The following is a 23,817-nucleotide window of genomic DNA, read 5'->3' on the forward strand; positions in this document are numbered from 1 at the left end:
GCCGCGCCTTGCGCCGGGAGCAAACAGGCTTGAGGCGGCCCGACGTGTAGATGATCGTGACAGAAATCGTTTATAGAGGGACGTCGAGCTCTCACCGATAGCTGCCGGAATCGGTGCCCCGATGTGCGGGATCTGTCCGGCCTGCGTCAATATGGGAGGAGATTGCATGGAACCTGACAAAAAGCGCCTGATCATCATAGGAATCGTTGCGTTCATCGGCGTCGTCCTCCTCGTCGCGGCGGTCATGTTCGGAGTTACGACCTTCGTCACCCTGATCACGGGAGTCGACGGTCCGCCGCAAATGTTGGTTGTGGAGGTGGTCGGGGAAGAGGGTCTGCAGAATGCATCCGTCATCCGTCTGACCGACCGGGACCTGCAGCAGCACCCGGTTCTTGCCACCGCGATCCGGGAGGCCGGCAGCAACCCCAACGTGCCGGCATCCACGCCGGTCCCGATGACGGGGGCCGAATGCCTCGCGCTCACCGAGTCGTTTGGTGTGTATACGGCGAATGCGCCGATCCTCGAGTACGACGGAGTATACTATGCTACCCGTGTTCTGATCCATTAGGATGCTTGAAGAGGTGCAGGAATTGAAGAAGGTCATAAACCCGGCAACCGGCTCAGAACGGCGGGGATAATCGTCACCTGCGGTCTTGCCGGCATCGTCGCGGTCGCGCTCGGCCTCATGCTCGCCGGCGCCCTCACCCTCTACGCTCACGAGAGTTCTGGGGAACAGCCGATGCTCTACGTCATGGAGCAGACGACACCAGGAGAGAACGTGGTCGTCCCCCTGACCGAGCAGGACTTCGAGCAGCATCCGGCGCTCGATGCGGTCATCCGTGGTAAGGAGCGCAACCCTTCGGCGTGGGAGTGGGGAGATCGGAGCCAGCGTGTCATCGGGGGAACCAACGTCTCCTACGCGGAGAGCAGGGCGCTCCAGGACGCCTACGGCCCCGGCCGGGAGACATGGGTCTACCCACACCTGGAGTACGAAGGGGCATACTACCTGGTTGTGACAGCGTGGCCGTGAAGGAGTTCTACCATGCGATGAGACCCCGGCGGCATGGCACTTGCCCCGGGTCACTCTGCGCGGCGTTGGTTCGCGGCTTGGTGTGGCGTTTTCCCAGTTAGATTCAATCCGGCAGGCCCGACGTGTAGATACGCGTCACAGAAATTGTTTATACAGGAGCGTTGACGTCTCCATCGTGGATACTGGAATTAGTATCCTGTGATGCGTGGGGTCCCCCCATCCACGGTTGACGCCCGGATGATAGAGCCCCACACGTCCGGATGATAGAGCCCCACACGCCCGGAGGCAAAGAGGATGTATGCTCCGTCTGCCTCCGGGTAATACGATGGAGGAAAGCAAATGCACCGAAACATCAAAACGAGAGCATTCCCTGGTGGCCCTGATGCAATTCTCGGGCATGTGAGCATGCGAACCCGGACGGCAGGGTGTGAAAGAATTGGCAAGAGCAGGGGGCCTGACGCAGTTGATCGAGATATTCTTCGCGGTCGGGTCTCGTCGAGACGGCCGGACCAAGATTTGCCGCAGTGTAGATGTAAGGGGATCGAAGACCCGGTTCTCCTGCGGAGGGACTGACTATGGCGGATCAACTCCTTGGTTCATGTGGTCCCGTCCAGACGTTCAAATATAACGCATCGGCAAAAATAATCTCCGCAAAATTGTATCAAAGGACGGACGGTGCGCGATACATTGCGGTGGAATGGTCTGCAAGCGGTTGCATCACGTTCCATGAGAGAGAGTGTTCCGGGCCGGGCTACAGTTGCGACCTGACGGTGATCGTGAAGGCCAGCTGGGACGGTCAGTTTAGACGACATGAGTATCGTTATCCCGGCACCTCAATACAGGCGGGCTCGGCAAACCTGATCGTTTCATCTCTGTCTCCTCCCCTCTCCTACACAGTCGAGGTTACGACCCAGGCCAAGTGCTACTGTGCCAGCGCTGTGCCGATACTGACCGAGGAGGCTACGTGTTCCTGTGTAACCACCCCCTGAAGGCATAGAGCATGAACTGCAAAAGGCTATGCATCATCCCGTTCACAATCTGCCTCCTCCTCTTCCCGGGAGCCGCAGCCGCGGCCGAGTTCCTCCGGCTCACCGATACCCCCGAGTTGGACGGATTTCCCTTCTGGTCTCCCGACGGAGAGCGGATCGCGTACATCTCGTTCGACCCCGGCACCGGGGATATGACCATCCGCGTGATGGCCGCCGACGGGACCGCCGGGACGGACCTGACTCCGGGCGGGTCGCGGGACTTCTTCGTCACGAACCCCTGGTCCCCCGACGGAAAGGAGATCTTATTTATATCCGACAGATCGGGCTCATACGACCTCTGGGTGATGAACGCCGATGGAACCGGTCCGGTGCAGGTGACCAACGGGACAAACGTCGTCCCCTGGCTGCATGGGCCGCGGGGCTACGAGGCGGAGTGGAGCCCGGACGGCAGGATGATCGCGTATACGTCGTGCCTCTTCGGAGGCGCGGATATCAGGGAGGCAACTGCCGATGAGCATGGCGGTCGCGCTTCGATGAATATCAATCTTTCAGAGATCCGTAGAGAGGCCGACATCTGGGTCGTGAACCCGGATGGCAGCGGAGGACGGGGGCTTACTTCCTCGGGCGATGCCCTGATGCCCCGATGGCATCCGGAGGGCGACAGGATCGCCTACCTCTCCCGGGCCTCCGGCACGGCCACGATCCGGGTGATGAACCTCGATGGGTCGGGCGGGTTGCAGATAACTTCCGATGAGGAGGATGTCCTGCAGTTCTCCTGGTCTCCCGACGGACGCGAGATCCTCTATGCCGCGCTGACTCACGGCCCCATCTCCGAGAACGTCTCGTTTGGGATCCGGGTCGTGAGCGCCGATGGAAGCAACATGCGCCGTCTGACCTCGGAAAACGTCGACAGCACACCGGTCTGGCACCCGGGCGGGGAGAAGATCGCGTTCTATTCGCAGTCCCGTCCCCCCTCTTCAGTCTGGGTGATGGACGACGAAGGCTCAGATCTGCAATCTCTTGCTCCGAGATACGACTTTCGGATGCACCAGTGGTCTCCCGACGGGCAGACGATTGCGGTGAGCGATGGAGATGATATTTATGTGGTGGTTCTGGACGACCCGGCCGTTGCTGCGCCGGGTTTCGGGATACTCTCTGTTGTCGCGGCGCTTTCTATCTGTGCGCTTGCACTGCGGGCCGGGAGGCAGTCGTGACTGTATCAGAACGCCCCAGAGAGGCGGTGCTGAGGTCCGGCACCGGCAGGATAGTCGCGGTGGCCTCAATCGCGAAGAACTACAAGCGCGATCCCATCATCTCTTCTCCCGCACAGTCCACATCGACTACGCCCGGAGGTGAAGCCTGGAGTTGTTCGGGATCGGCGACGTGGTGCGCCCCCGGTTCCCGGCCCGAGGCGGCTTTGTCCGGGCTCAGAATCGATCGGAGAGGTCTGATGTGTAGACGATCGTGACAGAAAGCCCTTATAGAAGAACGTCGACCTCTCCCGCGTGGGGACCGGGTTCGGCCGCCGGCGTCCCGCCACCGTGAGGAGACACCATGAATCATACCCATATCGGAGGCATCGCCCTCCTGGTCTCTGTGATCGCCGTAGCGGCAATCGTGCTGGGTTCAGGCCCCCAGGGATCCGGGTCTCCGGCCGGGGACGAGAGCGGCCCGCCCCTGGTCGTCGGCGACGCGATGACCGTTATCGTCGCGGACGTCGCATCGCTCTCCGACCTTGCGGCCGCCGGGATCCCGGCCCCGGAGGAGCTGGATATCCCGAGGGGCATCACCCGCTACGATATCGTGACGTTCGACCACGCCGCCGTCAACGGCCGGGTGCGGGAGGGGGCACTTTCGCTCCGGATCCGCGGTGAGGACTACCGGGCCGGACTGGAGAGGATGACCTTCGATCAGATCGACGACGGCATCGACTCCTACGAAGGGACGATTCCCGGCGCCGGGGGAAGCGACGTCCTCCTGACGACCTCGGAGAACACCCTCACCGGGAGCGTGACGCTCGGCGGGGAGACGTTCTGGATCAGGCCTGTCGAGCCGCGTATGCGTGCCGAAGGGTCGGCGTCCCCCCTGCACATGATATACAGTTCGCGGGATCTCGAGCAGCAGGTGCCTGTCCTGGTGGACCGGGGGCCGGGGCTATGACGAGGGGCCTTCTGATCGGCGCACTTGCTCTTGCGGTCGGCTGCATACTGGTTCTCAACCCGTTGAACGCGGGTGCGGGGAGATTCTCTCTCACCGCAGAGTTCCCGGAGGTCCCGGACTCCTGCACGCTCTACCGGGTCGTCCCCGCCACCCTCACGGCCGGGGAGGTTGCGAACCGGCTCGGGCTCTCCGGGGAGGTGAGCGAGCGATCCGGTGAGTTTTATCTCATCGACACCACAAAGGACCCGGAGGAGCGGCTCACGGTGTACGCAGACTCCGGCGCCGTGGCCTACCACATCCCCGACCGGGAACTGCCGGCCGAGATGACCCGGCAGCCGGACCTCCCGGCGGATGCGGAGGCGGAAGCAATCGCTCTTGCCTTCCTGGAGAAGACCGGCATGGCGTCGTCGGATGCCCGGGTCGTGGAGATCGCCGTCAACCAGAGGCACGAGGTCTGGAGTTCAGGCGGCGGTGAACCTGAGGTGTCGTATGATGTGACGCTCGCTGTCCGGTTCGGCCGGTCGCTCGATGGGCTGCCGGTCTACGGCGATGAGTTCGCGGTCATCCTGGGCGCCGGCGGCGATGTTGTCGGGCTCGTGAAGACCTGGCGGGAGGTGGAGCCGGCCGGAGACTTCGCTTTAAGGCCCCCGGAGGAGGCGTATGCGGACCTCCTTGCATCACGGACCATCGGCCCTGCGGCCTACGACCGCGTCACGATCGAGAGTATCACCCTCGGCTACTGGATGGAGCCTCGCGGTGTCGTGCAGGATACGGTCCGGCCGGTCTACGCGTTCACCGGGACCGCGGTCCGGGACGGCGCTTTGGAGCCGTATGTTGGGTACGTCTCCGCCGCGAGGGATGGGACATGACGCGGACGTTCCCTCTTCTCCTCGCGGCATCACGCAAAGGATAACACCCTTTTTGCAGGGATCAGATCTCGGGTGGGCTCCGGCCAGTCGGCGCCTCCCCCTGCAGCAATTCATTAATACCCCTCCGACAGAATACCAGTATCCATGCAGTCCCGGGAAGAAGTCTTCGCGACTCTGCAACGGCTCAAAGGTGAGCTCTTTACGCGGTTCTCGGTCAGCCGGATCGGTATCAACGGAGCGGTCGCACGCGGCGAGCAGACCGAGGCAAGCGATATCGACATCCTTGTTGAGTTCTCCCGGCCGGTCGGTTTCTTCACCTTAATCGAACTCGAAGAATACCTCTCGCTTTGCCTCGGCGCCCCTGTCGACCTGGTTACGCCCGATGCTCTGAAACCGCTTGTCCGTGAGCAGGTAGCCGCCGAGGTCGCCTATGCCTGAACGATCGGATATCCGCCTCCTCTGCAGCGACATAACCGAGGCCATCGAGCGCATCCTCCTCCCGGTGACCGCCGCGAGAACCTTGTTCCTGCCGAAACTCACACAGGCGGCGAAAGAGGACGCCACCTTTGCCGTGGGGCTGACGGCGAGATCCGTGCCCCCCGGCTCCCCTAAACCCTCTTCGCTATCGTCTCGATCGCCTCGATCAGCGTCTGCTGCTGCGGCTTGATGATAGCGACCGGGCAGTCGGCGATCTTCTCCACGATCGGGGCAAGGATGGGTGCGCAGATGATCCCGAGCGCCCCCTCCTTGTCGGCCCGGACCGCGGCGATGATGCACTCTTCGAGCGAGTCGGCCGCGTAGCCCCGGATATGGTACTCCTTCTCGCCGATGGGGAGGTTGCGGTTGTCGATCTCGTCGAGGAGGAACCGGGCCGCGATCACCGCGATGAAACTCTTCTCCCGGGGCTCGAGGACGTTCACGATCCGCCGGACGGTCGAGAGGCGCGGGTCCGCCCGGCCCGACGTGAGCTTGTAGAGGGTGGCGGCCGGGATCCCAGCCCGGTCCGCGAGGTCCCGGATACTCATATCCTGCCGGGTGAGTTCCTCCTGGAGCGCCCCGGCAAAGTCGGTCTCGAAGATTCTTCTGGAGAGCATTGCTTTACTATTGTAGAATATATGAGATAAAATCTTCCTTTTATGGTTAAAAATAAACTGTAAAGAACAACTCTTATCTTACAGTGCGGCAACTGTTCTCCATGGACCCTGCACCTATCCGCGAGATCACGATCCTCCCCGGCCGGAGCCGGCAGGGCGAACCGGAGCGGTTCGACGCGATCGTCATCCGACCCGGCGACACGATATCCATCGTCGGTCCCACCGGCTCGGGGAAGAGCGCTTTCATCAACGACATCGAGGTCTTCGCCCGGAACGACACCGCGACGGGCCGGACGGTCCTCGTCAACGGCGAATTCCCTCCCGAAGAGTTCGTCCGCGACCCGGCCCACAAACCCGTCGCCCTGATCACCCAGAACACCCGGTGCCTTGCGGACCTCACGGTCACGGAGTTCCTTTCGATGCACGTCCGGTCCCGGAGGATCGAGGACGACCGCATCATCGAGAGGACGATCGCCCTCGCAAACGAGTTCACAGGAGAGGCAATCCGGCCGGACGCCCGAATGACCGCGCTCTCCGGCGGGCAGACCCGGTCGCTCCTGGTGGCCGATGCGATCATGATCGCCGCGGCGCCGATCCTCCTCCTCGACGAGGTGGAGAACGCCGGGATCTTCAAGGAACGGGTGATCGAGGTTCTCCGGACCGGGGGGAAGGCAGTCGTCTTCGTCACGCACGACCCCCTGGTCTCCCTCCTCTCCGCCCGGCGGATCGTCATGCGGGACGGGGCCGTCGAGCGGGTTATCGAGCCCGGAAATCGCGAGGACGAGGCCCTCCGGGAGGCTCTCCGTCTCGACGGCATCCTCCACGGGATGCGGGAACGGATCCGGGCGGGCGACCTTATCACGGGGTCGGTCGGCTCATGAGGCTCGCCGTCATCGCCGGGCCGCCGTCCGCCGGAAAGACCGCCGTCGTGAGACAGACCGTCCGCACTCTCACGGACCGGCACCGGATCGCCTACCTCAAGATCGATGTCGTCAGGGCGTTCGAGGACGAGGAACTCGCGGCAGAGTTCGGGATACCGACACGAAAGGTCTGCTCCGGCGACCTCTGCCCGGACCACGCCGGGGTGATGGTGATGCGGGACGCCGTCGCCTGGGCCGAGGAGGAGGGCGCCGACCTCCTCCTGGTCGAGAGTGCCGGGCTCTGCCTCCGCTGTTCGCCCTACACGACGCAAGCGCTCGGGATCGTCGTCCTCTCCGCGGTCTCGGGCACGAACACGCCCCTGAAGATGGCCGCGATGCTCGCCCACGCCGACGTCGCGGTCGTGACCCGGATCGACCTCGTCTCCCAGGCCGAGAAGGAGGTCTTCCGGGAACGTATCCGGGAGGTGAACCCCAACCTCGATATCGTCGAGACGAACGCCGTCCAGGGGACCGGTATGCGCTACCTCCTCCGGGCTATCGAGGACCACCCGGCAATAGCCGACCCGGATACAGTCGTCCTCCGGGGTGCGCCGCCGCTTGGGGTCTGCACCGTCTGCATCGGGAAGACCGAGATCGGGTGGCAACACCACTTCGGGGTCGTCCGGAGACTCGAGGACGCCGACTACCTCTTCCGGGGGGACTGACCCGTGACGTGGAGGCCGCCCGGGAAGGACTGCGGGGCCTGTGGATCTCCAACCTGCGAGGCATTCATCGCCCTGGTCCGGCGGGGAGGAAAGAGCCTTCCCGACTGTGTCTTCTACCCCGCCGGGACCGCCGCCTCCACCGGGTCCGAAGGCGATGCCTGCTATACCGGCCGGGATGTCCTCGGCGGCGAGTACGACTTCATCCTCAACCCCCTCCCCGGCGAGGTCTCGGCCCGGAAGATCATCCTCCCCTTCCGGCCGGACCTCGTAGAGAAGTGGGAGATTGCTTCCGGGGATATCGTCGTCGGGAGGCCGGCCGGCGCGGGCTGCCCGGTCCAGCACGTCCTCGCTGTCCTCCAGGCAAATCCGGTGACCGGCCTTCTCACCTGCCTGGTCGTCGGGCCGCGTGCCTCCCGGGGCGGAGGGTTTAAGGAGATCGAGGCGTATCACATCGTTGGTTTCGAGGGGATTGCCCGGACGGTGCGGCGCGAACCTACCTTCGGGATGCGGCAACGGTTCCTGCCCGGCCACTGCATGATGAACCTCACGCATACGGGCGTCGTGAATATGATTCTCGCACAGTCCTCGGGTCTCCGCGTGCGGGTGGAGGATATCAGGTTATGAAGACGATGAGAGAGATCGACCAAAAGATCCGGAACGGTTCGGCGGTCGTCTACACCGCCGCGGAGTTCAAACAGCTCATCCGCGAGGGTGGGGAGGTCACGGCCGCAGACGTCGACGTGGTCACCACCGGGACGTGCGGGGTGATGTCGGGGACCGCAGCGATCCTCTCGGTTCCGGTCGCAGCGCCCGGGACATTCGAGCGTGCTGAACGGGCCTGGCTCAACGGGGTCCCCTGCATGCCCGGCCCCTGCCCGAACGAGCGCCTCGGGCTCGTCGACATGATCGTCTCCGGGACCGCCCACGCCGGCGCCGGCTACGGCGGCGGCCACCTCTTCCGCGATATCGTCGAGGGCCGGGAGATCGAGGTGGTGGTGGAGGCTGCCGATCGGTCGATCGAGGCGAAGGTGACCCTTGATGACTTCTCCTACGCCCGGCTCTTCACGACCCGGAGCGCTTACCGGAACTACACTGCCTACCTGAACACCCAGCCGACCCGGGTGACGACGATCTTCTCCGTCACCGGGCTCCAGGGGCCCTGCCGGGAGGCCTCGGTCAGCGGGTGCGGCGAGATCAACCCGCTCGAAAACGACCCGCTCGGGCTTGCGATCCGGGCCGGGACGCCGGTCCTCCTGAACGGCTCGGCGGGGCTCGTGACCGGGGAGGGGACCCGGAGCACGCCTTCGCGGCCGAACCTCACAGCCATCGGTGATATGGCCGGGATGCAGCCCCGCTACATGGGAGGATTCAGGACATCTGCCGGGCCGGAGTGCATCACGAGCCTCGGGATCGCGATCCCGGTCCTGGACGACCGGCAGGTGGCGGGACTCCGCGTCCTCGACGAGGAGATCGCCCTCCCGATCGCCGATATCAACACCCGGACTGTCCTCGACGAGGCGACCTACGCCGATGTCTGGCAGCGGCCTGAGAGGGAGGTGACTTACCGCCCGGAGTGGTGCGAGGAGTGCTCGACCTGCGCTGTTGCCGCGATCTGCCCGACGGGCGCGTTTACCCGCGGGACCGGGATCGACCGCGACCGCTGCCTCGCCTGCACCGCCTGCCTTGGTGCCTGCCAAAACGACGCCCTCGAGGCCGGCGAGGGGTCGCTCCGGGTCCGGGGGCGGAAGGTGCCGGTCACGCTCCGCCAGTCCGGCCGGACGCTCGCGGAAGACCTCTGCCGGGACTTGAAAGAGCGGGTCCTCGATTCCCGGTTCACCTTCACCGGGGGCGGGTGGCGGTGAGGGAGAAGTACCTCCTCCACTGCCCGGGATGCGGCCGGCCCTTCCCGGACCGCTACACCCTCGACTGCCCGTCGGGGTGCGACGCTCTCCTCCGGACGGTCTACGCGGAGCGCCGGCTCGTCCTTCGTGACCTCCCCGGGATCTTCCGTTACATCGAGTGGCTCCCGGTCGAGGGCCACCTCCGGATCGATGCCGGCCCGGTCTCCTACGGTAGCGTCGCCCTCGCCCGGGAACTCGGCCTCTCCCACCTCACTGTCACCTTCTCCGGCTACTGGCCCGAGCGGGGCGGGCGGATGGAGACCTGTTCGTTCAAGGAACTCGAGGCGCAACCGACGCTCCTCCGTCTCCGGGAGAAGGGGGCCGGGGTCATCCAGGTCTCGTCGGCGGGGAACACCGCCCGGGCGTTCTGCCAGGTCTCGGGCCTGACCGGGGCACCGGTCGTGGTGGTCGTCCCGGCCTCCGCCGCCGACCGGCTCTGGACGACGGTTCCGTCCCCGAACGTCTGCCTCATCACGGTGGACGGGGACTACTCGGACTCGATCGGCTTCGGGCGGGAGGTCTGCTCCATCCCTGGTGTCGTCCCGGAGGGCGGGGCAAAGAACGTCGCCCGCCGGGACGGGATGGGGACGGTGATGCTCGATGCGGCACTGTTTTCCGGCCGGCTCCCCGACTCCTACTTCCAGGCGGTCGGGAGCGGGACCGGGGCGATTGCCGCGTGGGAAGCGGCCGAGCGGCTCATCGCCGACGGCCGGTTCGGTTCCCGTCTCCCGGAACTCCACCTCTCCCAGAACCTCCCCTTCGTCCCGATGGTCCGGGCCTGGGAGGCGGGGAGGCGGGAGATCGTGGCCGAGGATATGCCCGACGCCGAGGTATCGATCGCCCGGGTTTCTGCCGGCGTCCTGACGAACCGCCACCCGCCCTGGGGGGTCCGGGACGGGGTCTACGATGCACTCGTGGCTTCCGGCGGCCGGATGTATGCGGTCTCTAACGACGACGCCCGATCCGCCGGGAGGCTCTTTGCCGATACCGAGGAGATCGACCTCGACCCGGCGGCGGCCGTCGCGGTCGCCTCGCTCGTCCGTGCGGCGGAGGAAGGGTTGGTCAGCCCGGAGGAGCACATCCTCCTGAACGTGACCGGCGGCGGCTACGAGCGTGCGGCCGAGGACCTCGACCGCTACCCGGTCGAGCCCTATCTCCGGGTCCGGGCCGATGAGGCCTTCGAGGGGGATCTCCGGGATGCCGTCAGAGCCTGGATCGCGGAGCAGGGGGTAGCTATCCGTGCGTGAAGGGTGTGTCCTCGACCGGCTCGCCGCCCTCGGGGTCGATACCGTGGCGTCGCTCCCCTGCGACCGGACGCAGGAGTTCTGCGCCCTGATTCCCGAACGATTTCGTGCGGTCAACCTCACCCGGGAGGAGGACGGCGTCGGGATCTCGGCAGGACTCGTTATGGCCGGGAGGCGGCCGGTCCTTCACATGCAGAGTTCGGGGCTCGGCAACTCCTTGAACGCTATCATGTCCCTCACCGTCACCTTCGGCCTCCCCCTCCCCGTCCTCGCGAGCTGGCGGGGCGTCTACCGGGAGGCGATCCCGGCCCAGGTGCCGTTCAACCAGGCGGTCCCGGACGTTCTCGCGGCGCTCAACATCCCGTATACGATCATCCGCGACCCTTCGGATGAGGGATTGATCGATGAGGTCGTCCAGGACGCCTACGATTCCATGCGGCCGCACGTGGGGCTGATCCTCCCCTCGTTCTGGGAGGGAACGGAGGAGGCCTGCCCGGCGGAGCAGCCGCCCCCGCCCCGGGCCCGCGAGTCGGCGCTCGAGTACCGGCGAACCTTCCGGGAACCGGTGATGGCCCGGAACGACGCAATCCGGGTGATTGCGGGGGGTCTTGACGACGAGGCGGCCGTCGCAAACATCGGGGTCCCCGCAAAAGAGCTCTACGCGGCAAACGATCGGGACTTAAACTTCTACATGCTCGGGAGTTACACCCAGGCGACGCCGATCGGGCTCGGGCTCGCCATCGGGACCGACCGGGACGTCGTCGTCCTCGACGGCGACGGGAGCCTCCTTGGGACCGCGGTCCTCCCGGTGGTGGCGGCGGAGGTCCCGGAGAACCTCACGATCGTCTGCCTGGACAACGGGGCCTTCGGGAGCACAGGAAACCAGCCCACCCCGGCATCCGGCCTCGTGGACATGGAACTCCTCGCCCGTGCTGCCGGGATCCGGCGGACGTGCAAGGTGCAGGACGAAGAAGAACTCGCGGAGGCATGGGAGAGCCGGGGCCGGGGGCCGAACTTTATTCATGTGGTGTTAAGACCCGGGAACGCGTCAGTCCCGAATATCCCGCTCGCCCCGGCCGAGATCCGGGAGCGGTTTGTGCGGGCGATTAGGGGGTGACCCCAACACCTTTTTCTCTCTCGTGTCGCGCGGCATCCGAGGCGTTCTCCGGATGGCTGGATCTTTCTCTGGATTACGGATATTCGGCGCTTTTTCCCCGATGACGCTTCTATTCCATTGGTTTTGGCAACCACTCTCAGACGTGTAAAGAGATGGGACAGAATGTATATATGAGCATACGTTTAGATGGTTGTGTTGAGAGGAGTCACTTATGGAAGAGAGCAGATCCTATCAACCCTTATGCTATCAACTCTTGAGAGCCCTGTCGGTACCAGTTATTGCCCTAGCGTTTTTCCCCCTATGGATGGTTGTGTCTTCATTGAAAATATGGATTGAGCCTGATCCGCGGCTTTTGATTGAAGCGATTTATGCTTCGGCGTTGACATTGTCATTTATTTATTTTGGTCTTAAACTGCGAAGCATATGTGAGTGATCTTACCCAAGGGAACCTTGAATGTCTCCTGAAAGGGGATGTCTGGATGGCAATGGAGAATTTAACTGTTCCGGGAACAAGATCGTCTTTCCCCGAGTTCTATCGAACGCCGGGGTTACTATAGGAATATCAAGTTCCAATAGGTGACCTCTAATAACACATTTTATGGCGGGCTGTAAGATTCGCTCATCCATGATGATACATTGGCGAGGTGTAAATGGAGGCCGACTATATATAGAGGATATATGGGGTTCAGTTGCAGTTCCCGGTGATTGTATTTTGTCGTAGGTTTTCTCTTTGCGAACAGATTGTTTGCCGTTACCCCATCTTCAATGATTTCCTAACCTTGATCCCGCTGTGGAGTATGGGTGAGAGGAGCCTCTGTTCTACTCCCCTCATGAACATTCTCGGCCTTGCTCCTTCTCGGGGAAGCATGGGGATGAGGATGCAAAGCAGAGAGTAGTCATCATCGAGAAAGCGATCGATACCGTTTTTGTCGTTGCGATCTGCCAGATCTCTTTACGTGTCCCTTGTGTCTTCCGTCGACCAGATCTTCTGTTCTCTGTCCTTGTTGTCGTCGGCTTCTTCTTGGGCACGTATCATCTCCATCGAGGGCAGCGAGCGCGCATCCGCTTTGGACACCTGATTGTCTTTTTAGCGCATCCCATAATCTGCTTGCTGGATAGAAGTCGGAGTCCCTTCTGTGAGAATGAGTTGTCTCCAGTGCCTTCCTTCCTCACGGAGGGATCAATTTCTTCATTTTCGTGAAAATTCCTTGGACGTGTAAATGAATGGGACAGAGTTTATAAATAAACTTACGCCCAGGTCACTGTGTGGATACCCAAAGCGGCGTCCGCAAAAGTTCGTGGGGTCCCTCCATCCACGGTTGACGCCCGGATGAAGAATCCCACAAGCCCGGAGGCTATTGGGATATGTGCTCTTTCAGTACTTGAAAGTATGCCTCTCCTGCCTCTGGGTAACGATAAAAGCAGAAAGAGAGTGAAGAAAGATGGATATGTTTAGTTTCAGAAGAGTTTGCAGCCTCCTTGTGATAATGCTTGTTGCAAGCGCTGTACTCGTTGCATCTGCTAGTGCAGAAGTTGATGTGACAAATGAGCAAATGACGATCGTAGAAAAAGAACAAACAGTCCATTTATCTGTCAATGAGGCCACACCGTGGAATTCAAAGGCGGCGGCAACCATTGAAGAGCAGATTGACAACATACTAGCGAATGCAATGGTTTTAACACGCAATGGCCTTTCGACATACAACGTTCAGTACGTTAGAGTTGATACACTTCAGACGCCAGGCGATGAATATTCATCGGCATCAGGGTCATACAGGCTTTACAAAGTAAATGAACAGGATCCAAATTATGACTATTACATCCTCTGGATGAAAGCAACGGGACTGAATAATGAAGATGGCTTGATACCTTCATATCTTCGGGAAGTAAAACCTGGTGTTTCGCTGAGCAGGTATAGCGATGTGATTACTGACTGGGAGCCTATAACAGACACTGCAACGAGTTCTGGAGTTACGATCACGGCAAGCCTTGATGTTAGTCACGGAGGTGTGACTGCGGGAATATCCGAGACTTTCGATCTCCAGCAGGGTCATGTTGGACCTGATGAGCTTAGTACATCGGGTGGCGGCTATTTCAAGCCCCACTGGAATGGGAACTATCAGGGATCTCAGGGACTGATCGGAGGAGCGGAGTTCAGAGTTCCTCAAGGAACAGGTTATGACTACGATCTCAGCCTGAGCGTCACTGGAGCCGGATATTAATCCGGTCCACCTTTTTGGAGGTGCCTACATACACGAAAATAAATCTTGAATATCAGTTTTTGAGAACCCTGTCACTACCGATTGTTATCATAACTTTTTCCTCTGTGGATAGAACATGTTCAACGGATTTTACTCAAGAGCAATTTCTGCATCTTCTGTTATATAATCCTTCAGACTTGGGACGACAAGGCACAATCATCGATGTGTTCGTTGTTAATGCTATTGGCCCCACGCAGATTCCCTAAATTCTTGCCGCGTTAATATGTAGTTTTCACTTTTTTCGGTGCAATCTCTGATAATGGGTGATTATCCGGAGATACATGTACCCTCGGAGTTGAGATCTGTGTATCATCTGCACCTGCTGGAATTGTCATGTTCTGAACATCCAAAATGCGTAAAGAAATGGGACAGAATCTTTATGCAGAGTTTCTTCGAAGTCTTATCGGTGGATTTTGATGAAGTTCAACCGCCTTATTGGGCTCCTGGCCATCTTTGTTCTTATCATACCGATGGTTTCGGCAGGCAGTACCGGAAGTGAAAGAAATGAGGCCGTGTTAGGCCTCTCGCAAGCAGATGAGTTTACAACCCGTGGAGGATATATAATCACACAGGGGGAGACTCATTCTCACACTTGCAGTGTATCAGCCGGTATATCTGTATTGCAGGTCGACTTGAATTGGTTTACTCCCGATTACTCCCTGAAACTAGATGTCTACAGGCCCGACGGGAGCCTGTACGGTTCTTACCACGATGACGATGACGGTTGTGAACCTGATGGGCAGATCCGTTTCGGGATATCCAATCCTGTGCCTGGGTTCTGGAACTTTAAGGTCTATGGAGAGCGTGTGACTGGGATTCAACTGTATGCATTAAACTATTTCTGAAACCAAACATTTTTATTGCCGTTAGTTTTATGCAATTCCATGGCCTCAGAGTCACGGATTGCCAGGATCGTTCTGGTCGTCTTCTGCATCCTGCTACTACCGTCTGCCGTGTACGCCACCCCTATTCAGCCTGTTTATGGCGCATATCCGGAGCAGCTCCCTTCGGATCTGACTCCTCTGTATGCCTGGAATGAACCCCTGAACATTCTTATCCTCGAACTCGTGTGCGTATCCGCTCCGGCGCTTTTCATCCCGGTGCAGTTACTTTTTTCATTGTTTGCGTGGCTGCACCTTGGTCATAAGAGGGTTTTGTGTCGGAATGTTCTGGAGAATGAGACTCGATACGCGGTGTATACGTGTATTCTAGAGAACCCGGGGGTTCGCATGCGGTCTCTCTCCCGAACGCTGGGGGTGAATATCGGGACCCTCCGGTATCATGTGGGGGTACTGTGCCGGATGGGAAAGGTCGTTGCCGAGCAGAACAACGGAGGAATGAGGCACTACGTCGATGTGGGCACCTGCTCCGATCTGGGGAAGATATTGGCCGGATACCTTAACGAGCATCCGAAGATCCGAATGATAAACCTTATTCTGCAGCATCCGGGAATTGTGAGAAAAGGTATCGCGTCCCGGCTCATCATGTCGGGCCCGAACATCACCTGGCATATGAGATCGTTAACCCGGGAAGGCATCGTCAGAAGCGAGAGGGACGGGCGGAATGTGCGATACTACCTCTGCCCGGATGTGGAGGAATATATAACGGCACACAGGCCATGGCATCTCGTGAATACCAGAAAAGGAGCTTCGGGTACCGGGACCTGATGCCGATCAAGACTCTGATTTCATCCTCCGGCCTTTTTTTCGGTTCGTCCTGTGAACCCTATGGCATCTGCAATCAGGCAGTATCTCCGCATCACGCATAGACGACAGTATCAGCCAGGGCAATATCCTGTTCGGTGAAGAGGATGAGGCGATCCGGTATGTTCCCTGTGACCGAACTCCCTTCCGGCCGCGGAACCTCCGGGGCGATCTCGATCGTGTACCAGCAGGTGCCGCCCGGGAACGCCGCCTCCCTCAGGGGACGGAGCGAGCCTTGTGAGAGGATGTAAAGGTCGCCGTGGGTTTCGTTATACTCCTTCTCAATCTCGTGTTTGAACGTTTTAAGCGTTATATTGCACTCTCCCCGGGTGAGGTCGGCGAAATCGATCAGGGTCGCTTCACGGAAGACGGCGAGGGGGTGCGCTCCCTCTAGGGGGAACTCGAGTATCTGGTCTTTGTAGAGCACGTTGCCGCTTGGGTAGGGGTATGTCTCGTAAAAGTGCTGCTCTCCGTCTACGCCCCCGGAATAACGCGCCAGGGTGCATTGTACCACCCCGTCCTTATCGACGAACTGGTTCAGCTGGATGAGTACGGCCGACTCGTTTGCGAACCCCTGTTCATGTACCAGGGCGTCCCAGAGGTGCATGAGATCGGGCTGACGCTCCCCTGGGTCGAGGTCGATCACCATCGCTCCCGTAGCAATCTCGGGCACGTCAGGCGTGTAGAAGTAATGCACGAGGACGAGGCAGATGAGGATTATCCAGACGATGAGCGGGATCTTTTTCATTCTTGGGTTCCCGGACCAGGATGCGCAGTCTCGATGGTTGATGGTACCGTCGTCACTGATGATAGGACTTACGTAACTGTTTTCGGGTTGATTTGGCCACAAAAATCCTCTGCTACGGAAAATCGGGGAGATCCGCACGGGTGTGACCATCGGAGTGCCGAACGACACGCTGTTTTTGGTACCAACCCCCGAACGCGTAAAGAGACATGACAGAAGACATATATCTCCGGCCGGCCACGTCGTTACATGGAACGCAAATACCTCGCCGTGTTGCTCGTCGGCATCGCGGCCGGCCTGTACGCAGCCCTCACCTACCAGTGGGTTCTGGGGTTCATCATCGTCGCAGTGGTGGCGCTGATCCTGGTCGCGAGTGACGTCGCGGGGCGGACCGGGGCGTAGCCGGCGGTGACCGGGGCACGGCGATCCGGTCAACCTTTATCCCCGCCGCCCCCCTCCCCCGCCCATGCGCATCACCCGGCCGGCTCTCCTCCTTACCGCCCTCGCCCTCTTCCTCGCCGCCTACCTGGTGGTCCGGTTCGACGACCCGGCGGTCCCGCCCGCCGTCCCGATAATCTTCCTGGTCGGCCTCGCCCTCCCTTCCTACATCGCCCTCGTCCGCTGGCTCGGTCCCCTCCGCGGCATCGCGCTCCTCCTCCTTTTGAGCCTCCTCCCGCTCGCCGTCGAGGCCTACGCCGTCGCGACCGGCGTCCCGTATGGCGGGTTTACCTACTCGGCCGACCTCGGCTACCGGGTCTTCGGCCTCGTCCCCTGGACGGTCGCCTTCGCCTACCTCCCGATGCTCCTTGGCGCCGTCACCCTCGCCGCAGCCGCCGCCGGGACCGCGTGGGGCCGGCTGGTCCCGGCCGGGGTCCTCGTCCTCCTCCTCGTCGACCTCGTCATCGACCCGGCGGTCGTCCACGCCGGGCTCTGGGTCTGGCCCGACGGCGGGGCCTACTACGGCGTCCCGGCCTCGAACTTCGTGGGCTGGGTCCTGACCGGCACGGTCTATGTCGCCCTCTTCCGGTTCATCGCGGGCGATCGAGCGATCCCGGGGACGGTGGCGGCAAGCCTCCTCCTCATCCTCGCGTTCTGGACCGGCTACCTCGCCCGGAACGATCTTGCCGTACCGGCACTCCTCGGGGCGGCGCTCGCCCTTGCAACCCTGCCGGTCGCCTTCGGTGGTGATAGCACAGCATCGCCGCCGGCTCTCCCGTGACGATCCCGGACGCCAAAATATATATGCCACCTGTGTCTTCCTGCACCCGTTTTCCATTCAGGAAGGGGGGAATTATGCGGGCTGTAATCGTTGGGGCCGGGTTCGGGGGGCTCTCCGTCGCGGCTCTTCTTGCGAAGGGCGGTTTCGACGTCACGGTGATCGAGAAGAACGAGCAGCCCGGGGGCCGGGCGAGCGTCCACCGCGATAGGGGGTTCACGTTCGACATGGGGCCGTCGTGGTACCTGATGCCCGACGTCTACGACCGGTTCTTCGCGGAGTTCGGGAAAAGCCCGACGGACTACTTCCCGCTCGTCCGGCTCGACCCGTCATACCGGGTCTTCTTCGGGAGCGAGCGGGTCGCGGACGTCTCGGCCGACCTCGGGAAGAACTACGATCTCTTCGAGTCGTTCGAACCCGGCGGGGCCGAAAAACTCCGGGGTTACCTCGCCGAGGCCGAGGAGACTTATGATATCACCATGAGCGACCTCCTCTACCGGGAATACCGGAGCATCTTCGACTTCTTCGACCGGCGTCTCCTTGCCGGGGGGAGGAAACTCAACCCGCTCGAGAACCTGGAGTCCTTCGTCAAGAAGCGATTCGCAAGCGACGAAGCCCGGAAGGTCGTGCAGTACTCCATCGGCTTCCTTGGCGGCTCGCCCCGGAACACCCCCTCGTTCTACCACATCATGACGCACATCGACATGAATATGGGCGTGTGGTATCCGGAGGGGGGGATGCGGGCGGTGGTCGAGGCCCTCGTCGCGCTCGGCCGGGAGTTCGGGGTCGAGTACCGTTACAACGAGCCGGCGACGGCGATCGGGGTCGAAGGCGGGACCGCCCGCCGGGTCGTCACCCCGCTCGGGGCGCACGAGACCGACCTCATCGTCGTCAACGCCGACTACCCGTTCGCTGAACTCTCCCTCCTCCCCGACGGTTCGCGGTCCTACCCCGCCTCCTACTGGAGAAAGAAGGTCATCGCCCCTTCTGCCTTCGTCGCCTACCTCGGCGTCGACCGGGTCGTCGAGGGGCTCGCCCACCATAACGTCTTCCTCGAGCCCGACTGGGAGGAGGGGTTCGAGACGATCTTTGACCCCTACAAGGCAGCCTGGCCGGAGAACCCCTCCTTCTACGTCAACGTCCCCTCACGGACCGATCCGACCGCCGCTCCGGAGAGCTGCGACACCCTCTTTGTTCTCGCACCCCTCGCCCCCGGGATCGAGGATACCCCGGCGCTCCGGGAGCGGTTCTACGACCGTCTCATGGGCCGGATGGAGGAGATCCTTGGCGAAAATATCCGCGACTCTGTCGTGACCCGGCGGGTCTTCGCGCTCTCGGACTTTACGAGCCGCTACAACGCCTACCGGGGGACAGCCCTCGGGCTCTCCCACACCCTCCGCCAGACGGCGCTCTGGCGCCCGGCGCACCGGAGCCGCCGGGTTCCGAACCTCTACTACACCGGCCAGTACACCCACCCCGGGATCGGGGTGCCGATGACCCTGATCTCCTCCCAGATCGTCGCCCGCGAGTTGATCGACCGTTACCGGCGGTGAGGTGCGCCCCGTGATAGACGAGACCATCTACAAAATCTTTCGGCGGGGGAGCAGGACCTACTTCTACTCGACCCTCTTCTTCCCACCTCGGGTCCGAAAGGACGTCTTCTCCCTCTACAGTTTCGTCCGCACCGCCGACGATTACGTGGACGCGGTCCCACAGCAGACCGATGAGTTCTACGCCTTCACCGACCGCTACGCCGCGGCCGTGTCCGGGGAGGCGACGGGGGACGTAGTGATCGAGTCGTTCGTCGAACTTTCCGGGCGGAAGGCCTTTGACCGGGCGTGGATAACGGCGTTCCTCTCCTCGATGGAGAGCGACATCACCGTCACCTCCTACCGGACGATCCGGGACCTCGAGGGCTACCTCTACGGCTCATCCGAGGTGGTCGGGCTGATGATGGCCCGGGTCCTCGATCTTGCGCCCGCATCCTACCCCGCGGCCCGGGGCCTCGGGCGGGCGATGCAGTACGTCAACTTCATCCGCGACATCGCCGAAGACCTCGCCCTCGGCCGGACCTACTTTCCGGCCGAAGAGATGGAGGCGTTCGGGCTCGACGACCTCTCGGCGGCCATTGCCTCGCGGCATCCCGACCGGTTCGCGGGGTTCGTCCGGTACCAGATCCGGCGCTACCAGGCGTGGCAGGAGGAGGCCGAGACCGGGTTTCGGTACATTCCCCGGCGCTACCGGATCCCGATCCGGACGGCGTCGGATATGTACCGCTGGACGGCCCGGACGATCGAGCGCGACCCGGCCGTCGTCCACCGGCGGAAGGTGAAGCCCTCGGTGCTCCGGATCGTCTCCGGCGCCACCGCAAACACCCTGAAGGCGTGACATGCCTCCCCGGCTCCTCACCCTCGCCTGGCGGGTCTCGCGGTTCCGGTTCTGGATCTACACCGGCGGGACCTACGTGGTGGGCTACGCCCTCGGGATGGACGCCTGGACGGCCTTCTTCGACCCCGGCTACATCCTCTTCCTCTGCTACTTCTTCTTCCCGGCAAACATCTTCATCTACGGGGTGAACGACTGGTGGGACCAGGATACCGACCGGTTCAACCCCAAGAAGGATGTGAAAGAGTATCGGGTCCGCGAGGCGGACGGCCGGGCCCTCCTCCTCCTCCTCGCTCTTTTGGGGGCGGCGAGTCTCGCGCTCCTCTTCTGGCTCGATGCCGTCGGGAAGGCGCTCTTACTCTCCTTTCTCTTCCTCTCCTACTTCTACAGCGCCCCGCCGCTCCGGTTCAAGGAGGTCCCGGTCCTCGACTTCTCCTCGAATATGCTCTACGTCGTCCCGGGGATCCTGGGGTATTACATCGCGAGCGGCGCCCTCCCGCCGGTTGCTCTCGTCGTCGCCGGCTACCTCCACATCGCCGCAATGCACCTCTTCTCCGCGATCCCGGATATCGGGTGGGACGCGGCCGCGGGGATGACGACGACGGCCGTCGTCCTCGGAAGGCGACGTTCGCTCCTCCTCTGCCTCGCCTTCTGGTCGGGGCTTGCCGCCCTTGTCATCTCTGCCGGCCTTACCCCCTTGAGCCTCCTCGTCCTGGTCTACCCGGCCGTCCCCCTCGTCCTCCTCCTCCGGGAAGGGATCTCGATCGACCGGGTCTACTGGTACCTGCCTTTCATCAACACCAGCCTCGGGGGGCTGGTCTTTCTTCTGGCGACCCTTCGGACGGTTGCGTGGTAGGGTCTAGAGCAGTAGCGTCGCGATCAGCGGGATGGTGACGAGCGACCCGATCGTCGAGACAAAGACGATCTGCGACGCGAGCCGGGAGTCGGCGCCGTACTGCTCGGCGAAGATGACGGTGTTCGCCGCGGCGGGCATCGCGGCCATCGTGATCATGATCCCGTTGATGTAGGGGTCGGCGAAGACCGGGGCGAGGAGGTAGCAGTAGGCCGCCGGGATCCCGAGGAGGAGGATTGCGCTCGCCGCCCAGATCCGCCAGTTCCCGACCATCTCCCGGGCCGGGAAGGTCGCGAGCATCGCCCCGACGATGATCATCGCAAGCGGCGTCGTCACCCCCCCGAGGAGTTCGATCGAGTCGATGAAGGGGCTCGGGATCTCGACTGAGCCGAGGAAGAGGGCAAGCCCGAGAATGGAGGCCGCGATCCCGGGGTTTAAGAGCAGTTTTGGATCGAACCCCTTCCCCCTCCCCCCGGTCAGCATCGCGATCCCGACCGAGAAGACGAGGATGTTAAAGAAGAGGTTGAAGATCGCGACGTAAAAGAGCGACTCCTCCCCAAAAAGTGTCAGGGCGACCGGGAACCCCATGAACCCGACGTTCCCGAAGACGATCGCGAACTGGAGGACCCCCTCCTCCGCGGCCGGGACCCGCATGGCCTTCGAGACCGCCCAGGCGAGGGCGAACGAGAAGACGTAGAGCACCGCGGTCGCGAGGATCAGGGTCTCTGCGCCGACGAGACGTTCGGGGGTGAAGGGGACCTGCATCGAGGCGACGATCAGCGCCGGGATGGTGATGTTGATGAGGAGCCCCGAGAGCCCCCGGGTGGCCCGGGGGTCGACGATCTTTGTCGCGACCGCGACGTAGCCGGCGGCGATCAGGAGGACCAGGATGAAGATCTGATCCGCAACTATCAGGAAATCCGTGACCGCACCGTTCATAAGGGCACCGCTCCGTCCGGTTCATCAAGGTGGGCGCCGGTACCCCTTTACGGTTCTGCTCGGGACGGGGCCGGTGGAGATGAGTCAGGAGGCGGTTTAGCGGGCTTGTGTGCGACCGGGGGAGAGACTACGCCGATATAGAGGGGATTCCCCGCCGGAACCGCACCGCAAGGTACCAGAGCACGAGCGTCACGCCGAGGAGCGCCTCGCCCGCGTAGAGGAGGAGGGGTTCCCGGACGACGCTCCCCCCCTGGATGGTGAAACCGCGGAAATACGATGTCACGCAGAGCAGTCCGGCTGTCATGGCAGCGAAGGACGCACCGAGGATGATGATGATCCGGTGATCCCTCCCAGGATGAAGGATCCGCCGCCCCTTCTCCGTCAGGGTGTAGTCCCGCCATTTCCGGACGTTCTCGTGCGTCACGAGCTCCGCATCGGCAAGAACACTGAGGTGCTCGTGAACGGTCGATCGGGCAAGACCAAGCCCGTCGGCGAGCTCGCTCATCGTCATGGGCCGGGAGTCAAGCGATTTGAGGATTGCGACCCGGACGTCGGAGGAGAGAGCGGCGATATCGTCCCGGTCGAGCATGACGTCTTCCATGATTTGAAATCTCTCCGATATGGGTCTGGTCCGAAACAATCAGGTACTCCCCTGCCGGGAGAGAAAAGCGTTCCGGAACTGTCCCGGTACTGCCGAAAAAGAGGATGCGCCGCTCTCCGTCATTCCGCCCGGAGGGTCGGGAAGGTCGGGGGCGGGACCGGTTCCGGTGCATCTCTCCCCATGACGATGAACGTCGCCGACGCCCGGGGGAGGCGGGCCCTGTTGTAGTCGGGGTCCGGGGTAGAGCCGGGGTCGGGTTCCTCTTTCCAGGAGGTGCCGGTACCCAATATGGTGACGGTCTCCCGCCGGAAGTCGAAAGTGACCGGCGTGCCGTTCGGAGTCGTGAGGGTGTATGGGGCGGCAAGATCGATCGTCAGGTAAAAGACCTCCTCCGGGCCGGGCCGCGGGAGGTCCGCCGTCACCCGCACCTCGCGCCATTCCCCGGCGGCGAGGTCGTCGATAGGCAGTGTGGTCACAGCGCCGGGGAGGATATCCCCTTCCGGGGATCCGGTGGTGGCGTTCAGGCGCTCAACCCCCGTCGTCACGGCAAGATCAGCCCGGGCACAGTCTTCGCCCGCGAGGTTCCGGGTGAAGAAATCGAGGCTGATCCTGTCGCTCTCGATTGCAATATCGGGAGCATACCGAATATCCTCCGGATGGGCTGGATCGAGGCTATAACGGTCACCGAGGAAAATGGTTCGGTCCCAGGCGGCTGCGTTTCGCAGGTGCCAGGTCTCGTCCACTCCGTCATAGACGATCACCGGGCTCTCATAGGGATCGCGGTACTCGAACCCCGGCCCGAACGGCAGTACCCAGTCCGCCCGCTTGAGCGGTTCCTGCACGTGCTGCTGTCCCGGGGGAAAGGCCGCAAGTATGGCAAGGTTTGCCGCAGCAAGGATGAGAACGGCGCCAAGGCCGACCCATATCCATATCTTTGGGTGCATCATGTCACGTCAGAGAGTTCGGAGCATCCGGAACCATATCAGGATCTGGGATGAAATCGTATAAAGCCCACTGCGGTCGTTCGGCCGCAACCGAATAAGACTTTAATATTGCGATTTGCTGTGTGGCGGCAGGGAGGTGGCAGTTTCCGGGACTGTCGACCAGATCCAAAGGTTTATGGTT

The 23,817-nt window shown here is 62.0% G+C and carries 25 protein-coding genes; 20 read left to right on the forward strand and 5 right to left on the reverse strand.

Going from position 1 to position 23,817, the window contains the following annotated elements; translation table 11 throughout:
• Positions 1-166 precede the first annotated feature (166 nt).
• From QZ650_RS10775 to QZ650_RS10800, 6 genes are all read left to right on the forward strand, one after another.
• Complete coding sequence (locus tag QZ650_RS10775; RefSeq protein ID WP_066957826.1) at positions 167-568, forward strand: hypothetical protein; 402 nt, start codon at positions 167-169, stop codon at positions 566-568.
• A 117-nt stretch (positions 569-685) separates the two neighbouring features.
• Positions 686-1,030, forward strand: coding sequence for a hypothetical protein (locus QZ650_RS10780; protein ID WP_292519205.1), 345 nt, complete (start codon positions 686-688; stop codon positions 1,028-1,030).
• A 1,000-nt stretch (positions 1,031-2,030) separates the two neighbouring features.
• Positions 2,031-3,233: a peptidase S9 gene (locus tag QZ650_RS10785; protein ID WP_292519203.1), complete on the forward strand. Its 1,203-nt coding sequence runs from the start codon at positions 2,031-2,033 to the stop codon at positions 3,231-3,233.
• 340 nt (positions 3,234-3,573) lie between these two features.
• On the forward strand, positions 3,574-4,179 hold the full coding sequence (locus QZ650_RS10790) for a hypothetical protein (protein ID WP_292519202.1): 606 nt from the start codon (positions 3,574-3,576) through the stop codon (positions 4,177-4,179).
• Positions 4,176-5,048 (forward strand): calcium-dependent protein kinase, encoded by an 873-nt coding sequence (locus tag QZ650_RS10795; RefSeq protein ID WP_292519200.1) that lies wholly within the window; start codon positions 4,176-4,178, stop codon positions 5,046-5,048. The genes QZ650_RS10790 and QZ650_RS10795 overlap by 4 nt, the downstream gene beginning before the upstream one ends.
• A 144-nt stretch (positions 5,049-5,192) precedes the next feature.
• Positions 5,193-5,486, forward strand: a complete 294-nt coding sequence (locus QZ650_RS10800) for a nucleotidyltransferase family protein (protein WP_292519197.1) — start codon at positions 5,193-5,195, stop codon at positions 5,484-5,486.
• Between the two features lie 170 nt (positions 5,487-5,656).
• Here the strand turns inward: QZ650_RS10800 and QZ650_RS10805 are convergent, their stop codons facing one another.
• Positions 5,657-6,142: a helix-turn-helix domain-containing protein gene (locus QZ650_RS10805; protein WP_292519195.1), complete on the reverse strand. Its 486-nt coding sequence runs from the start codon at positions 6,140-6,142 to the stop codon at positions 5,657-5,659.
• Between the two features lie 101 nt (positions 6,143-6,243).
• Here QZ650_RS10805 and QZ650_RS10810 point away from each other — a divergent pair, with 101 nt between their 5' ends.
• The 9 genes from QZ650_RS10810 to QZ650_RS10850 all read left to right on the forward strand — a co-directional run bounded on the left by QZ650_RS10810 (position 6,244) and on the right by QZ650_RS10850 (position 15,917).
• Positions 6,244-7,023 carry an ATP-binding cassette domain-containing protein gene (locus QZ650_RS10810; protein WP_292519193.1) on the forward strand — a complete coding sequence of 260 codons (780 nt, stop codon included), beginning with the start codon at positions 6,244-6,246 and terminating at the stop codon, positions 7,021-7,023.
• Positions 7,020-7,727, forward strand: coding sequence for a GTP-binding protein (locus QZ650_RS10815; protein WP_292519190.1), 708 nt, complete (start codon positions 7,020-7,022; stop codon positions 7,725-7,727). Before QZ650_RS10810 ends, QZ650_RS10815 begins: the two co-directional genes overlap by 4 nt.
• A gap of 3 nt (positions 7,728-7,730) precedes the next feature.
• Entirely contained in the window at positions 7,731-8,351 is a 621-nt protein-coding gene (locus QZ650_RS10820; RefSeq protein ID WP_292519188.1) for a (Fe-S)-binding protein, read from the forward strand.
• A complete protein-coding gene (locus QZ650_RS10825) occupies positions 8,348-9,589 on the forward strand; it encodes a methanogenesis marker 16 metalloprotein (protein ID WP_292519186.1) in 1,242 nt (413 codons plus the stop codon). The genes QZ650_RS10820 and QZ650_RS10825 overlap by 4 nt, the downstream gene beginning before the upstream one ends.
• On the forward strand, positions 9,586-10,875 hold the full coding sequence (locus QZ650_RS10830; RefSeq protein ID WP_292519184.1) for a cysteate synthase: 1,290 nt from the start codon (positions 9,586-9,588) through the stop codon (positions 10,873-10,875). Before QZ650_RS10825 ends, QZ650_RS10830 begins: the two co-directional genes overlap by 4 nt.
• Positions 10,868-11,989: a sulfopyruvate decarboxylase subunit beta gene (comE, locus tag QZ650_RS10835; protein WP_292519182.1), complete on the forward strand. Its 1,122-nt coding sequence runs from the start codon at positions 10,868-10,870 to the stop codon at positions 11,987-11,989. Before QZ650_RS10830 ends, comE begins: the two co-directional genes overlap by 8 nt.
• A 1,442-nt stretch (positions 11,990-13,431) precedes the next feature.
• Positions 13,432-14,211 carry a hypothetical protein gene (locus QZ650_RS10840; protein ID WP_292519180.1) on the forward strand — a complete coding sequence of 260 codons (780 nt, stop codon included), beginning with the start codon at positions 13,432-13,434 and terminating at the stop codon, positions 14,209-14,211.
• Positions 14,212-14,666: 455 nt separating this feature from the next.
• Positions 14,667-15,095 carry a hypothetical protein gene (locus QZ650_RS10845; protein ID WP_292519178.1) on the forward strand — a complete coding sequence of 143 codons (429 nt, stop codon included), beginning with the start codon at positions 14,667-14,669 and terminating at the stop codon, positions 15,093-15,095.
• A gap of 39 nt (positions 15,096-15,134) precedes the next feature.
• A complete protein-coding gene (locus QZ650_RS10850; RefSeq protein WP_292519176.1) occupies positions 15,135-15,917 on the forward strand; it encodes a winged helix-turn-helix transcriptional regulator in 783 nt (260 codons plus the stop codon).
• Positions 15,918-16,008: 91 nt separating this feature from the next.
• On the opposite strand, the gene QZ650_RS10855 is transcribed toward QZ650_RS10850, so the two are convergent.
• Positions 16,009-16,701, reverse strand: a complete 693-nt coding sequence (locus QZ650_RS10855; protein ID WP_292519174.1) for a hypothetical protein — start codon at positions 16,699-16,701, stop codon at positions 16,009-16,011.
• A gap of 246 nt (positions 16,702-16,947) precedes the next feature.
• Here QZ650_RS10855 and QZ650_RS10860 point away from each other — a divergent pair, with 246 nt between their 5' ends.
• From QZ650_RS10860 to QZ650_RS10880, 5 genes are all read left to right on the forward strand, one after another.
• Positions 16,948-17,100 (forward strand): hypothetical protein, encoded by a 153-nt coding sequence (locus QZ650_RS10860; protein ID WP_292519172.1) that lies wholly within the window; start codon positions 16,948-16,950, stop codon positions 17,098-17,100.
• A gap of 64 nt (positions 17,101-17,164) precedes the next feature.
• Positions 17,165-17,917, forward strand: coding sequence for a carotenoid biosynthesis protein (locus QZ650_RS10865; protein WP_292519170.1), 753 nt, complete (start codon positions 17,165-17,167; stop codon positions 17,915-17,917).
• A 74-nt stretch (positions 17,918-17,991) separates the two neighbouring features.
• Complete coding sequence (gene crtI, locus QZ650_RS10870) at positions 17,992-19,467, forward strand: NAD(P)/FAD-dependent oxidoreductase (protein WP_292519169.1); 1,476 nt, start codon at positions 17,992-17,994, stop codon at positions 19,465-19,467.
• Between the two features lie 10 nt (positions 19,468-19,477).
• Positions 19,478-20,302 carry a phytoene/squalene synthase family protein gene (locus QZ650_RS10875; protein WP_292519167.1) on the forward strand — a complete coding sequence of 275 codons (825 nt, stop codon included), beginning with the start codon at positions 19,478-19,480 and terminating at the stop codon, positions 20,300-20,302.
• A gap of 1 nt (position 20,303) precedes the next feature.
• Positions 20,304-21,155, forward strand: a complete 852-nt coding sequence (locus tag QZ650_RS10880; RefSeq protein WP_292519165.1) for a prenyltransferase — start codon at positions 20,304-20,306, stop codon at positions 21,153-21,155.
• A gap of 3 nt (positions 21,156-21,158) precedes the next feature.
• Here the strand turns inward: QZ650_RS10880 and QZ650_RS10885 are convergent, their stop codons facing one another.
• The 3 genes from QZ650_RS10885 to QZ650_RS10895 form a co-directional block, all read right to left on the reverse strand.
• Positions 21,159-22,091: an AEC family transporter gene (locus tag QZ650_RS10885; protein WP_292519163.1), complete on the reverse strand. Its 933-nt coding sequence runs from the start codon at positions 22,089-22,091 to the stop codon at positions 21,159-21,161.
• 127 nt (positions 22,092-22,218) lie between these two features.
• Complete coding sequence (locus tag QZ650_RS10890; protein WP_292519161.1) at positions 22,219-22,692, reverse strand: winged helix-turn-helix domain-containing protein; 474 nt, start codon at positions 22,690-22,692, stop codon at positions 22,219-22,221.
• A 119-nt stretch (positions 22,693-22,811) separates the two neighbouring features.
• Positions 22,812-23,639: a hypothetical protein gene (locus QZ650_RS10895; RefSeq protein ID WP_292519159.1), complete on the reverse strand. Its 828-nt coding sequence runs from the start codon at positions 23,637-23,639 to the stop codon at positions 22,812-22,814.
• Positions 23,640-23,817: the final 178 nt, after the last annotated feature.

Source organism: Methanoculleus sp., from assembly GCF_020696975.1.
Classification (GTDB): Archaea; Halobacteriota; Methanomicrobia; order Methanomicrobiales; family Methanoculleaceae; genus Methanoculleus.